We start from the raw sequence: 14,909 nt of genomic DNA on the forward strand, positions 1-14,909 counted from the left end.
CTGTTTTAGAAACTGATATTATATCTTAGAGAGAAGTTCCTTCCTGCAAGATTAAATCCACGCTTTTCATAATAGTTTTCATCTGTAATGTTATTTACCAGAAATGTAACCGTATGTCTTTTTTTATAGGTATAACTGGCTGCAAAATCTGCTGTCATAAATTCCGGATAAACAATTTCAGGAAACTTAGGGTCATTAAAATCAGTATCCTTACGTTTACCAACATATCTGCCGCTCAGCCTTAAATCAAGTCCTTTCAGGTTGTTGAATTCAAAACCATAACTTGAAGTGAAGTTAGGTACGTTATAAATATCCTTAGTTGATTCTGTACCATTAGCTAAAATAGTAACCTCTTTGGCCTTAGCTGATTTAGTCGCGTTACCAAAAACTTTTAAAGAATAATCTTTTGCAGCCAATGTTCCGAAATCCCATGCAACCTCTGCCTCAAAACCATTGATATTTGCTTTATTTGCATTGATATAGGTCATGCGGCTACTAATTGGAAAACCACTTGGCGTAGTTTCTGTTGGTACCGGCACTGTCGTTTGTGTCGTGATCCTATCCTTAACATAGGTATTATAATAAGTGAAATCAGCAGTCAGTCCCCATTCAGATTTATTGAATCTCAAACCTGCATCCCATGAAATACTATTCTCATTTTTCAGGTTAGCATTTCCCTGGATCACACTCGCTTTACCAGCATTAATTTTTTCAGAATAGCCCGCTACATTATAAGCCTCCGGCGTTACAAATGCACGGCCTGTAGTAGCATGTACAGTAAACAGCTTATTCAGCGAATATTGAGCAGCTAAACTTGGACTAAAGAAAGGATTTGTCTTTTTACCACCAGCATAAGTGGTTAATAAAGGTGTTTGTTTCACATCATAAGTAATCAGATCTAAACGTACACCCGGATTAATGACTAATTTATTGTCCAGAAAGTTTAGTTGTCCCTGAATATAAGCCGCACCAGAAGAAAGACTGTAGTTTGGAGAATATGGAGCAGATTCAGAACCGTTTGGATTAAAAGATTGCGAACTCGTTGAAGCATTACTATAATCCAGACCAAAAACTACGGAATGATTTCCTAACTGGTAAGCATCTTTTGCCTGTATACCCTTCCAGCTGGTTGTGCTTTTATAAGAAGCATAAGGTGCCACAAGTCCATTTACAGTCAGTAAAGTATTGTTCAGATTATTCTCCTGCGAAGTATATCCTTTCAAAGTTAAATGATGCTGATCGATATTACCGGAAAGCGTCGCCTCCTCATTATGACGTTCAATATCTTTTGTACTCGGTTGTCCGTTTCCAAATTGTATATCACTCGGAGATTCTACATTTTTCGCTACAAAGCGTTCTCCGCGAACATCAAGTCTCCAGTTGGCATCAAACTGATAACCTAATCTCAAACTTCCTGTATTATAGTTCAATTTGGTATAATCCCTTCTTAAGCCATCAGAACGTTTATCATCCATTTCAACGGGCCCGGTAGTATAATTATAAAGTGCAGAATTGGCACCAAGCATCTTTCTGAATAAATTGCCATTCCCTAATTTCATATTTTTAGCTCTGTCATAATTCAGGAAAGACAAGTCGAAGTCCAGTTTCTTACTGATATTTCCACCAGCTGATGCACCAAGTTTAGTGGTTTCATAAGATCCGTATTCGGCAAAAACATTCCCATGAATATCTCCGGAAGATTTTTTTGTAATGATATTTACAACCCCACCCATAGCGGACGAACCATATAAGGCTGAAGCAGGGCCTTTAAGTACTTCAATACGTTCAATATCAGAAGGATTGATCGTCGCAATACTTACCGTACCAGCGGGACGACCATCAACCAATAGCAATGAACGCTGATTTAAACCACTTGTTTGTGGCCTGAATCCACGAATACCAATTCCAGAAGATAAACCCGGATATTGTACAATACTGATGGAAGAATTCTTTTTCAACAGATCAGTTACTTCCTGCGAAGAAGTCATGTCTATGACTGCTTTATTGATCACTGTCATACTTTGTGGTACATGACGTCTTTTGATCTCAGTCCTTGAAGAAGTGACAACCACTTCATCAAGTGCATTGGTTTTGATGGAATCAGCTTTCTTTTCCTGCGCTAATGCAGAACTGCTGAGTAAAACCGTGCCTATGAGCAGGTTTTTAAATGATAAAGGTAAATTTGTATTCATATAATTAGTATTGGTGTGTAGTAGTGGTAATCGAATGAAGGATCGGAATATTACAGCGTAAGGAGAAACCCACGCAATGAAGTATAAGTAGCGGATTTATTATTTTTTTCTACAGTCCAGAGTGCATCCGCTCCTTCTCCGCTAACGGTAACCTTCAATGCCTGATGATCTTCTGCTGAGGATATACTAAAGCCATTTCTGACCAAAGCTTTTTTAGTCCAGAAAGCAGCAACGCCCTCCCCTTTTACATTGACATAACGTTTTCCTGCCTGATGAATATTAAAGGTGCCACTTGCTGCATCAAAGGCAATTCCGTCTTTATCAAAAGCATGCTGGAAAGCTCCGTTTAAGACCAGTTCTTCCGGTAATCCGGCATCAAGCTGTCCGCCATTGCTCATCAGCCAGATCTGGTCAGCGACTTGCAGTGCCAAATCAAGCTCATGTGTAGAGAGTAAAATCGCTTTATTAGTTTCTTTGGCTAATTGGTGCAACAAGCGCATCAGTTGTATCCGGCTGGGTAAATCAAGGTGAGCGGTAGGCTCATCCAGGATAATCAGCGGGGTATCTTGTGCTATTGCCCTGGCTAACATTACTTTCTGACATTCTCCATCACTCAGGCTGTCCATTTTTCTGCCGACAAAAGCTCCGGTATCTGTAGCTTTGATTGCTTGTCCGATAAGCTGCTTATCTTGTTCGGTGAGTATGCCCAACCATCCTGAATATGGATAACGGCCCAGTGAAATGAGCGAATAAACATCCAGGTTGCCTGCTCTGACATTATCAGTGAGTACCAGGCTTATTTTTTTCGCCACTTGTGCTGGTTTCAGCTGGTGAAGTGCTGCACCGTCCAGTGTAATTTTACCTTTCAGCGGATGTTGTAATCCGGATATAGTTCTGAGCAGCGTAGATTTACCACAGCCATTCGGGCCTAACAGGCAAACCAGCTGCCCGGCATGGAGTTCTAAATCTAAATCACCTGCAATAACTTTCGTTTTCCCTTTTCCTGCCTGGTAACCTATAGTTAATCCTGAGGTATATAATAAGGTAGTTTGCGCTTCCATTAGAATCCTCTTAATTTAGTGGGCCCTGCAATAATCCAGATCACAACGGGTGAACCTACCAGTGCAGTGATCACATTAATAGGCAAAACAGTCTGGCTTCCTGGCAATTGGGCAACGATATCACAAATCAGCATCAACACAGTTCCGATCAAACAACAAGCAGGAATTAAAATACGGTGGTTTGAAGTATTGAACAAAGCCCTTGCTAAGTGTGGCACCGCTATTCCGATAAAACCGATCGGGCCGCAAAAGGCGGTAATCCCTCCGGCTAAAATACTTGTACTGCCAATAATCAGAATCCGTGCACGCTTTACCGTTAATCCCATGCTTCTGGCATAATTATCACCTAACAGTAAAGCGTCCAGCAATTTAGAAGACAAGAATGAAATTAATAAGCCTGCAAAAACAACGATCGCCAAAATCAGCAGCTGCCCGCCAGTTACCCCGCCCAAAGAACCAAAAGTCCAGAGCAGGTAGTCTTTAATCAGTTCGGGTGAACTAAAGTACTGCCAGATACTAATTACTGAAAGTGTGATGTTCCCAATCATCACACCAACGATCAATACAATCACATTATCCTTTAAAGAGGAAGAAATGGAGACGATTAAAATCATAATCAGTGCTGCTCCCAGCGAAGAAGCCACAATAATCAGCCAGCTTCCCGAAATACCCAATTCTTTAATGGTGTATAAACTCGTGATACTACCGGCTGAAAGCATCACAAGTGCCACGCCTAAACTTGCACCTGCGGTTATCCCTAAAACTGAAGGCCCTGCAAGCGGGTTACGGAAAAGTGTTTGCATTTGTAAACCACTTACTGATAATCCGCAGCCCACAATAATAGCCGTCAGGGCTTTAGGTAACCTGATTTTTTCAATAATATAAACCCAGGTATCATTTCCTGCGTCCGGTGTAAATAAGACCTTAATTACATCTTTCAAAGGAATGTGGACGGAACCAAGGGCTACATCAAGCAGAAATGCCACCACTAAAATGGAGAGCAATACTAAAACTTTTATTTTGTTCAATTTCTTAAAGAATTAATTCAATTGCTTGTAATAAACGAGCTGGTGATCCGGTAGTAGTTCGGGATGAAAGATCTTGATTAAATCGCCTAAGATAAGCTGTGGATTAACAGCGCCTGATTCCCAATAATCATTGGAACCAATATCATTTACCTTTTTATTAAAGTTAAAAATATGATTTTCTTTGAATGGTTTGAAATCAACGTAACGGCTATCTATGGCCTTAATATCATTTTTACTATCTACTGTTCCCACGTTCAGCCAAAAATCTGCCTGAAGCGCAACCGGGGCAACAGTTTCAAAATTAAGCGGCAAACTACCTTTTCCATGGACATCTGCCCATTTATAGTTGGTACCGGCATCTTTCAGAAATTGAACCATGTAGCTGTCGCCATCCGGTACATACCATGTTCCTTTATAAGGCATACCACAAACAAGCGTAGGTTTAGTTACTGCCTTTTTCCCTATAGCTGCCAGGCGGTTATATTCTTTCTCTACTGCATCAAATTTAGTATTGACAAACTCTTCTTTGTCCATCAGTGCAGCCATTAATTTAACCCATTCTGCACGGCCAAGCGGTGTGGTTTCCAACCATTCAGAATTGAGCATCACAGGTACGCCTGCTCCGGTTAATGTTTCATATTTGCTGAATTTAGCGTCCGGACTCCCCATGACCATTACCAGGCCTGGTTTCATGCTGATCAGCATTTCATCATTCATGGTTCCGTCTATCCCAACTTCTTTCACTTTACCCGCTGCTATATTTTTTCTAACAGTTGCTGAGCTTACATATTTCAAACTTCCCAAACCTGTGATCGCATTTCCTGCACCTGCAAAATCAGCCAATGCGATATGCATAGATGACATGGCAATCAAACTTTGAACTGGAATTTGTATCAGCTGTGCTTTTTTATAACCTTCGGGAGCCTTTGCCCCTTTTGCTAACAATACATATTGAACGGTGTCCGCATGCGCGCCCATACCAGAATAAATACTGACTAACTTATAGTTATCATAATAATCGATATTAAAGCCTTTGGCGTATTTAATTTCTGCACTTCCGGTTTTTGCGGAAGTATGCTTCTGACCAGACTGATTCTGCTTGCAGGAAGTAATCAGCAACAGAGAAACTAGCAGACAGGGGAATATCCCTCTGAATGAACGAGAATTTATTTTTTTCATCATAAAGTTTAGCCTTTCTTCCGAAAGCATTTAATAACTATTCATAAGGCAGGTCTTCTGACTTCCTCAAACTTGCTCCCTTCCCTTCTTTACGAAAGTGGTTTTTACAGCAGTTCAATAACGAGGTTTACAGCAGCGGAGACTGTTCCGGATTTGCGCCGGGATTCCCTTAAAGCATTTTACAGGCAGCTGTTCAAATTACTAAACAACTGTTTGAATAAACATGCAGCCTTAAGAGTGCAAACCTAGATAAAATCGAGGATAAATGCAACGCGCTCTGTCTGTGAGTTTTTGGGAACATCAATCAGCTCAAATCCGCAGGTTGTATAGGCCTTCCTGATAGCTTCATTAATGATAACGGCTTCTTCAAAGGTTTGCCAGCGTTCACTGTCATTCACATAAATGCTTTCCCATGGTGGCATTATAAAAACTTGTTTATGATAAGGATGAAGCGCTAAGGCAGTATAATATTCTTCCGGAACAGGGACTTCGGCCACATTCAGATAAGCAATAATGTCGGGAATAGCACGGTCAAAAAAAGTAATGGCAGCTGTAGGAGCTTGATTCCAGGCAAAAATCATTTCCTGCAAAACTTTAGCTGAAAAACAGGAAATATCTATCCAGGGCAAACAGAATGATCCTTTTGCCGTTTCCTGGATGATCATCTTTCTGGATATTTCTTCAGAACAAAAATACCCTTGTTGCTGCAATCCGTTAATCAGGGTTGTTTTTCCTGATCCCGGACCTCCGCTAATGATATATTTTGGTGCTGGACTGGTCATGGAATTTTTAGAGCTGAAAGAAATAAATGCTGATGGATAAAACCATAAGCAAACAGACACCCTGATTGATACTGCTTACTATTTTAAATTCTTCGTGTTTAATTTCCCGGCTGTTGCTACCAATAAGTGGTTTGTCAACTAAAATTCCATGGTAAACATTCGGGCCTCCAAATTGAACATCCAGTATTCCGGCAAGTGCTGCTTCGGGATAACCTGCATTGGGACTTTTATGTTGATGTCCATACTTCAGCACATATTGCCATCCCCGCATACTAAAGGTTACCATCAGCATGAGTATGGTTGTTATTCGTGCTGGAATGAAGTTGGCGACGTCATCCAGCCGTGCTGCAAATTTCCCAAAATATTCATATCTGTCACTCCGGTAGCCAATCATAGAATCCAGCGTATTAATCATTTTATAAGTAAGCATGCCGGGGATACCCGCTATAAAGTAGAAAAACAGCGGTGCAATTACACCGTCACTCAGGTTCTCTGACATGGTTTCAAACACGGCTACGCGGATCTGTTGTTCGTCCAGGTTTGAAGTATCACGCCCTACAATACGGGATAAGCGTTTCCGACCGGCTTCGAGCCCTTTATACTTTAAAGTGTCAAAAACTTGTTTACCTTCTGTAATCAGTCCTTTATTTGCTAGTGCGTAATAAACAAAGGCAGTGGCGAAAAGGAAATATACAGGCACACTGTGGCTCAGCATCAAATGGATTGCTCCGTAAAAGAATAAAAATGTGAAGGAACATAAAACTAATACCAGCAGCATTCCTTTAACAAATCTGAATCTTCCTTGATTGAGATGTTTTTCACCAAAAGCAATCAGACTGCCAAAAAACCGCACAGGATGTGGTAGACCTTCAGGATCACCAAAGAGCAAATCCAGCAGATAACCTGCAAGCAAGGGAATTACAATAATTATATAGTTTTCCATTCAGCTAAAGCATTAATCAGCAATTGATTTTTATTTGGACTTAAAGTAGCGATACGGATATGTTTTTCGGTAAGCCCTCTGAAATTTCCTGCATCACGGATCAATATATTAAATTCTTTTAGTAAAAATTGTTTTAATATCGCAGCAGTATGCTGATTTGTACGCGCCAGAAAAAAGTGGGTATGGCTGGGATAGACTTTCAGCGGACTTCCCTCCAGCTTTTTGATAAATTCTTCCCGGTCAGCTAATAATTGCTGAACAGGGATTTGTATCGTCCGGATATGATCAAAAATAAAATGTCCGGCTGCTATAGCCATTGCATTCACCGCCCAGGGCAATTTAAAAGATCTTAACCGGTTTATCAGGACAGCATTAGCTGCGATATAACCCAATCTTAAACCCGGAATTGCATAAGCTTTAGTCATGGAGCGCATAACAATCAGGTTATCATATTTTTCAATTAAAGGGAGCACTGATGTAATCGATAAAGTAAATTCAATAAAAGCTTCGTCAACAACAAACAAAATCTCAGGATGTTGATGAATTAAGGTTTCGAGTTCTTTAAAAACAGCTCCGGTAGGATTGTTTGGGTTGCAGATAAATAATAACCCGGTATCACCAGAAATTCCGGTCTGCAAATCGTCCCAGTTCAGCAAATTCAGCTGATGTCCGAATAGTTTACAGGCATCTTCATATTCTGCGAAAGCAGGAATAGTTAGCGTTGTTTTTCCATTTTTAAAGGCCTGGGCAACCAAGTAGATACTTTCTGTACTGCCATTGGTGACTAATATATTTTCAGATTTAAAGCCGTAGAAAGAGGCTATCTTTTGAGTGAGACTTTCTGCCAGTACTTCAGGATACCGCTGTACGTTATCCCATTGTGTAAAAAGAAATTCTTTCAAGCCATCAGGGGCTCCCCCATGCCATACATTTGTACTAAAATCGGCTGCTAATGTTTGCTGATGTAAATATCCATCGTCTCCGTGTCCCTGAAACATTTGATTAATCTTTTAGATGTTGGTATACCTGTTCAATATCCAGGTTTTCTCTTAACAATACAGCTAATTTATCGTATTGTTCACTGCGGAATTGCAAATAATCTACATAGGGTACTTGCAAATCAGTATATGGGGCAACCAAATCATTGATCACAACCTGGTTATCCAGAATACCATGCAGGTAAGAGCCCCAGCATTTTTCTGATAAAAAATAGCCATCTGTATATTTTTCATCCAGCCAGGCAACTGGCCGTACTGCTCCAATAACTTTGGTCTCTCCCATGTGGATCTCATATCCTATACATTTTTCAGAAAAATCACGGTAAGTAAAACTACATTGCCTGGTGGTTTTTTCGTTGAGCAATACGGTTTCTACCGGTAAGATACCTAATCCTTCAATTTCCCCTGCGTCCGATTCTATTTGTCCGGGATCTTTAATAGTCTGACCCAGCATTTGATATCCCCCGCAGACACCGATCACTGTCTGCTGGTTTTGATGGGCCAGAATAATCGCTTCTGCAAGCCCGTTATTGCGCAGTTCAATCAGATCTTCAATTGTGTTTTTACTGCCTGGCAAAATAACAATATCTGCCTGAGCGATTCCTTCTGTGGTATGGGTGTAATAAAGATTAACACGGCTATCTTTATCCAAACGGTCAAAATCAGTGAAATTAGACATTCTGCTCAATAAAACTACTGCAATATTCACCTTACCTGCTACGGGTTGATTTCTTTTCAGCTGGAGTGAAACGGCATCTTCTTCTTCAATAAAAATGTCTTTGAAGTAGGGAACAATTCCAATAACCGGAACTCCGCATAAATCTTCTATCATCTTTTTCCCATCCTGAAAAAGATCTGGATCTCCTCTGAATTTATTAATAATAATACCTTTAATACATGCTTTTTCTTCTGGTTCCAGCAGTTGCATCGTTCCATAAAGACTGGCAAAAATACCACCTTTATCAATATCTGTCACGAGGTAAGTTGCCGCGCCCGCTGCTATCGCCATCCTCATATTGGTGATATCCCTTTTTTTGAGGTTCAATTCAGAGATACTCCCCGCTCCTTCCATCACGATAGGTGAATAGCGGGAGGCCAGCCTTTGATAGGCAAGTTTAACTTCGGCAAAGAGTGCAACCCGGTCATTTAATAAAAAGTATTCTTTTGCACTTTGGTTTCCTATCGGTTTCCCGTTCAGGATCACTTGTGCGGTCTGATCATTTGTTGGCTTAAGCAACACAGGGTTCATATCGGTATGGCAGGGAATTCCAGCAGCTTCTGCCTGCACGGCTTGTGCACGCCCTATTTCTAAGCCTTCGGGAGTAGCATAGCTGTTGAGTGACATATTTTGCGCTTTAAATGGCGCAGGTGTATAACCATCCTGTTTAAAGATCCGGCAGAATCCGGCAGTAATTACACTTTTACCTACATCAGATGAGGTTCCAACAAACATAACAGGTCTGAGCTTCCTTTGATTTTCCATGATTTGCAAGCTTACACAATTTATCAGAGCTTAACAATGGAATTCATTCCTTTGGATCGTCAAATTCATGTGGTGTGCACAAGTAAAATCTAATTCCTTTCCATTATCTTAATGTTCAATTAACAACCATACCTGATACTTGGAAAACAATAATTTAACCATGAAAAAATCAAACCTGATTATGATTCTGCCGGTTTTACTGGCTTTATCCTGTAAGAAAGAAAATGTACTGGAGCAACAAAAACTCAGTTCAGCAAAAAATGATGCGGTAGAAATTGCGAAGGATACCGCAAGTATTACGCTATCCTGGAATAAAACCTATCAAAAGATAGAAGGATTCGGAGCATTTGGAGGTAGAATTACTCCTTTTTTCGAATCCCCTAAACGTGATAGTATTATGAATTACCTCTGGGGACAAACGGGTTTGCAATTGACAATAATCCGCGGGAAGATTATCCGTAGTTATCCTTTCGATAAGCAGACTGGTGTGGTGAGTATCAAACCTGCCGGCGCTGATATAGATATGGATATAAACAGTGCTGCTTATAAAAAGCTGACTGAAGACGAGAAGGAACAAATCGGTCAGTTATGGATCTTAAAAAAGGCAAAAGAACGTTATCAATTGCCAATTATGTTTGCAAGTGCCTGGACCCCTCCATTGTATATGAAAACTAATCCGGGTAGTGAGAGTGCGAAGAATTTCAATGGACTTGACTTTAAATGTTGTTCTACGGATTTCGCACGTTATTTATCCGGCTTTACCAAAGCTTATCAGAATGAAGGAATTAATTTTTATGCGATTTCACCAACGAATGAACCTGAGAATATTTTTTCAGACTGGGATGCCTCTTATTGGGATTCCAAACACTTGGGTGAATTCGTTTCCAATAATCTTCGCCCTGCTTTAAATGCCGCCGGATTAACTGCTACAAAAATCATCTCTTCTGAAAATGCAGCCTGGGGAACAGCCAATTCTTTTCTTTCGGGAATGGATAAGAGTAATGCCGATATTTTAGCAGGACACGGTTATGTAGAAATAGGCGATCTGATTTTTGGTAAACGCGGACTGAACCAGGATCCAAAACCGTGGTCTTTTGCTACGGGCAATAAGCCTGTCTGGTTAACTGAAACATCTGATGATGGCGGTACTTATGATGGAACAATTACTGGCGGCCTTAAATTGGCGACTAGTATGCATAAATTTCTGGCAGAATGTAATATCAATGCTTTTGTATATTGGTTAGGTATGCTGGCCATTAAAAATAACGAATCACTGATTGGAACCAATAGTGATGGTAGTTTAGAGTTCCCAAAAACTTATGAGGTTATGGGACAGTTCTCCAGAGCCATTCATCCCGGTTATATCCGTTTTGATTCAAAATTACAGAACAATTCAACATTGAAGATCTCAGCTTATAAAGATCCTGTATCTGGAAAGTTCAGCTTAGTGGCAATCAATCCAGGTCAGAAAGCGGTGGTTTGTAAAATACAGTTAGATGGTTTTAATGCCGGATTGCTTAATTCCTTTCAAACGACAGATAGTAATATCAGATGGCAGAACTCCGCCCCTGTTGCTGTAAAAGCGAATGGAATTTTTCAAGTATTAGTTCCCGCTTCAGGTGTAATTACTTTTACGGGTACTAAAGGGTGATAAAATATCATTTTATGTTTTAGTAAATTACGGCCTGTCATGATAATTTGACGATAGTCTTACTCTATAGAATTAGTAGATTTTGATTACATATAGTATATTCGCCCTATTATGATAACAATCGATCAGAAATTAATTACGCATATGTACAAAAAGACCCTTGCTATAGGTTTATTCGCTCTTTTATCTGTTGGTGCTTCTGCACAGACCTCACTTCAGCATGGAGCATGGCGCGCAGCTCTTTTAAGAAATGATGGAAATAAGATCATTTTCAATCTTGATATTCAGCAGCAAAAGGGAAAGACAGTTTTCTATATTGTGAATGAGCCTGAAAAAATGCTTGCCGAAGATGTCACTATTGTAAAGGACTCTGTATTTATCAATATGCCGGTTTTTGAATCTGCTTTCAGGTTAAAGATCATCTCAAAAGATAGTCTTTCGGGAACATGGATCAGAAAGACGACCTCAAAAGATATTGTTATGCCTTTTACTGCGACCACTAAACAGGCTTACCGCTTTCCTGCGGTTCATGGAAATGCTACTGAAAGTGCTGATGGTAAATGGAAAATTGATTTTACGAGAAGTAATAATTCTGAGCGGGAAGCTATAGGACAGTTTTCACAAAAAGGAAACCAGGTTACCGGATCTATCCTCACCCCTTCTGGTGATTACCGTTATCTTTCGGGAATAGTTACCGGAGACTCACTTCAGATCTCTACTTTTGATGGTATTCATGCCATGGTATTTACCGGAAAAATTAATAAAGGAAGTATTACAAATGGTAATCTATATAGTGGCCCGGTTTCCAAAGAGGTATGGACTGCAAAAAAGGATGATCAGGCAGCATTATCTGCTGAGCAGGTGACCAGGCTTAAAGATGGTGAGGATGGAAGTCTGAATTTCAGCTTTCCTGACATCGATGGAAAACAGGTATCAATTAAAGATAAAAGATTTAAAAACAAAGTGGTGATCATACAGCTGATGGGTTCATGGTGTCCTAATTGTATGGACGAAACAGCGTTCCTGAGCGAGTATTACGATAAGAATAAACAAAGAGGTGTAGAAGTTCTTGGACTTGCCTACGAGTACACTACGAATGTTAAACGTTCTGCGGCCAGCATACGTAAATTTCAAAAAAGATTTGATGTGAAATATCCTTTGCTGATTACTCCTACAACGGTTTCTGATTCTTTACATACAGAGAAAACATTACCGCAGCTTACTGCAATCAAAGTGTTTCCGACTACACTGATTCTTGATAAGACAGGAAAAGTAACGGAAATTACCACTGATTTTTATGGGCCTGGTACCGGAGATTATTATACAAAATATAAGGAAGCTTTTGAAAAAAAGATTACTGAATTACTTGAAAAATAAGCGCCGCAACCAGTTTCAGGTTTACTGCTTAAAAAACGGGGTATGATTTAAAACATCATATCCCGTTTTTTTTAGAGCTGGAAGGAGTGTTTCACCACTATCCGGAATATTAACTAAAAACCTCATAGTCAACATTTTTGTAGAATCTTATAAACTATAATGTTTTAGCTTTACCCCACAGCATGCCACAACCCAGTTTAACACTATAAAAAACTACAAATGAGTGTATTATAACCAAATTATATTAATGAATTTTATCATTAGATTCGGTCATATTTAGAAAAATAAGACTTGAAGGTTATACAATATTGTAGATTATTGAAATATAGAATTTTATATATTTTTCTTATGTATAGTAGTATTGCTTTACCGGAAAAATCATTTTCTCAGATTTGCACGGGTAGTTTCGGTGACCCGGTCGTGAATATTGATTTTGGGAGAGGTACCAGTAATTTCGGCCCATCTTTAGGAGCAAGTACAAATTACCAGTATGTTTCTTCATTCAATCCAGGTGATGGTTCTTATACGATCGTGAAAAAAATTGGTGGCGGAGCATGGTTTGAGACGGTCAATCATACCCCAAATGATCCGGATGGGTATATGATGATGATCAATGCCAGCTACCAGCCAGGTGTTTTTTATGAAACAGCTATTACCACAGATTTGTGCCCGAATACGACCTATGAATTTGCGGCCTGGGTAACTAATTTATTAACTTATTCTGGCAACAAACCTAACCTTACTTTTTCGATCCTGACTCTGGACGATCAGCTTTTAGGCACCTATAAAACCGGTGATATCCCGGAAAGCCCGGTATCTGCCTGGAAACAGTATGGCTTTTTGTTCAGAACCAGTAATTCGACCAAAGTTAAAATCAGGATTGCAAATAACGGGCCGGGTGGAGATGGCAATGATCTTGCGCTGGATGATATCACTTTTAGGGCGTGCGGACCAAAAATCACCCCGCTTACAGACAATGTAAGCCAGACAGAAAAGACAATTTGTGAGGGAAATGGAGTTGTGCTGTCTGCTACTGTTGAAGGGTCGCCAACTTTACAATATCAATGGCAAAAAATGGTGGGTGGACAGTGGGCAGATCTGAATGGGGAAAACGCCATACAACTCAACCTGACTGCGGGGTCTTTACCGGCTGGGGATTTCCAGTATCGACTGATGGCTGCTGAGGCTACAAACTTTAGTTCGCCAGCTTGCAGAACTACCTCACAGCCAATAACCATTCGTGTAAAACCTTTACCAAAACCAGTTGTGGTAGCTGAGCAAACAGTTTGTGAGGGAAATACGATTCAGTTGGATGTAACTGGCGCAGATGGCCCATACGCGTGGACCGGGCCGAACAACTTCAGCTCAACGGAAAAATCACCTGTCATCGCAAATGCTGCTCTTGATCGTGCTGGAGATTACCAGGTGACTACAACGCTTGGCACCTGCACTGCTTCTGCAAAAATCAAGGTGAATATGCTGCCAGTCCCCATTCCGGTTGTTGAAACTCCTGCACCGATATGCGGGGGGGCTTCGGTTGTGCTCCATGCAACCGGAGGAATACAATATAAATGGGCGCCTGCAACTGGTTTGTCAGCCACAGACGTTGCTGATCCGGTCGCCTCCCCTGCTCAAACTACTTTATATACGGTTACGGTTTCCAATGGTGGTTGTGAAAAGCAAGCAAGTGTAAACGTAGAAGTATATCAGAAAATAACAGTCAGCGCAGGCCGTAACCGGGTAATTATTGAAGGACAAACGGTTACCCTGGAAGGCCAGGTATCGGGAGATCATTTCAAGTATTTGTGGTCACCTGCGGATTTTCTGGATGACCCGGCTAAATTAAATCCTGTAGCCACTCCTGTACATGATGTAACCTATACCTTAACTGCATGGTCAGAAAATGGCTGTCCGGGTGATGCTCAGCAGGTTGCTATTCATGTGCTGAAAAAACTCGTGATCCCGAATACCATTACGCCAAATGGAGATGGTATCAATGATATATGGACTATAGCTGCATTGGACACCTACCCTGCCGCTACCGTATATGTGTTCAACAGATACGGAGGAAAAGTTTACTCTGGAAAAGGCGATGGAAAAGGCTGGGATGGGAAATATAATGGGGAATATTTACCTGTAGGGGTTTATTATTATGTGATTGATTTACATGATGGCCAAAAGATACGCTCGGGCTCTTTAACGGTTTTAAGATAAT

Annotated in this window: 11 protein-coding genes and 1 riboswitch; of the genes, 3 read left to right on the forward strand and 8 right to left on the reverse strand. The window is 40.4% G+C overall.

From position 1 onward, the window contains the following. Positions 1–5 precede the first annotated feature (5 nt). From HDE70_RS12925 to HDE70_RS12960, 8 genes are all read right to left on the reverse strand, one after another. Positions 6–2,192, reverse strand: coding sequence for a TonB-dependent receptor (locus HDE70_RS12925; RefSeq protein ID WP_183890564.1), 2,187 nt, complete (start codon positions 2,190–2,192; stop codon positions 6–8). 50 nt (positions 2,193–2,242) lie between these two features. Continuing rightward, positions 2,243–3,253, reverse strand: a complete 1,011-nt coding sequence (locus tag HDE70_RS12930) for an ABC transporter ATP-binding protein (RefSeq protein ID WP_183890566.1) — start codon at positions 3,251–3,253, stop codon at positions 2,243–2,245. Further along, entirely contained in the window at positions 3,253–4,281 is a 1,029-nt protein-coding gene (locus tag HDE70_RS12935; RefSeq protein ID WP_183866578.1) for an iron ABC transporter permease, read from the reverse strand. Before HDE70_RS12935 ends, HDE70_RS12930 begins: the two co-directional genes overlap by 1 nt. A gap of 12 nt (positions 4,282–4,293) precedes the next feature. Continuing rightward, complete coding sequence (locus HDE70_RS12940) at positions 4,294–5,463, reverse strand: ABC transporter substrate-binding protein (protein ID WP_221302048.1); 1,170 nt, start codon at positions 5,461–5,463, stop codon at positions 4,294–4,296. Positions 5,464–5,489: 26 nt separating this feature from the next. Continuing rightward, a riboswitch (cobalamin riboswitch) is annotated at positions 5,490–5,681 on the reverse strand. Between the two features lie 24 nt (positions 5,682–5,705). Next, entirely contained in the window at positions 5,706–6,242 is a 537-nt protein-coding gene (locus HDE70_RS12945; protein WP_183890568.1) for an AAA family ATPase, read from the reverse strand. 7 nt (positions 6,243–6,249) lie between these two features. Then, entirely contained in the window at positions 6,250–7,185 is a 936-nt protein-coding gene (gene cbiB, locus HDE70_RS12950) for an adenosylcobinamide-phosphate synthase CbiB (RefSeq protein ID WP_183866576.1), read from the reverse strand. Then, on the reverse strand, positions 7,170–8,183 hold the full coding sequence (locus HDE70_RS12955; RefSeq protein ID WP_183866575.1) for a pyridoxal phosphate-dependent aminotransferase: 1,014 nt from the start codon (positions 8,181–8,183) through the stop codon (positions 7,170–7,172). The genes cbiB and HDE70_RS12955 overlap by 16 nt, the downstream gene beginning before the upstream one ends. Before the next feature lie 4 nt (positions 8,184–8,187). Next, on the reverse strand, positions 8,188–9,666 hold the full coding sequence (locus HDE70_RS12960) for a cobyric acid synthase (protein WP_221270594.1): 1,479 nt from the start codon (positions 9,664–9,666) through the stop codon (positions 8,188–8,190). 160 nt (positions 9,667–9,826) lie between these two features. Between HDE70_RS12960 and HDE70_RS12965 the strand changes: the two genes are divergently transcribed. The 3 genes from HDE70_RS12965 to HDE70_RS12975 all read left to right on the forward strand — a co-directional run bounded on the left by HDE70_RS12965 (position 9,827) and on the right by HDE70_RS12975 (position 14,908). Beyond that, on the forward strand, positions 9,827–11,317 hold the full coding sequence (locus tag HDE70_RS12965; protein ID WP_183890570.1) for a glycoside hydrolase: 1,491 nt from the start codon (positions 9,827–9,829) through the stop codon (positions 11,315–11,317). A 111-nt stretch (positions 11,318–11,428) separates the two neighbouring features. Then, on the forward strand, positions 11,429–12,694 hold the full coding sequence (locus HDE70_RS12970) for a peroxiredoxin family protein (protein WP_221302049.1): 1,266 nt from the start codon (positions 11,429–11,431) through the stop codon (positions 12,692–12,694). 348 nt (positions 12,695–13,042) lie between these two features. Beyond that, complete coding sequence (locus HDE70_RS12975; RefSeq protein ID WP_183890572.1) at positions 13,043–14,908, forward strand: gliding motility-associated C-terminal domain-containing protein; 1,866 nt, start codon at positions 13,043–13,045, stop codon at positions 14,906–14,908. Position 14,909: the final 1 nt, after the last annotated feature.

The organism is Pedobacter cryoconitis (genome assembly GCF_014200595.1).
Classification (GTDB): domain Bacteria; phylum Bacteroidota; class Bacteroidia; order Sphingobacteriales; family Sphingobacteriaceae; genus Pedobacter; species Pedobacter cryoconitis_C.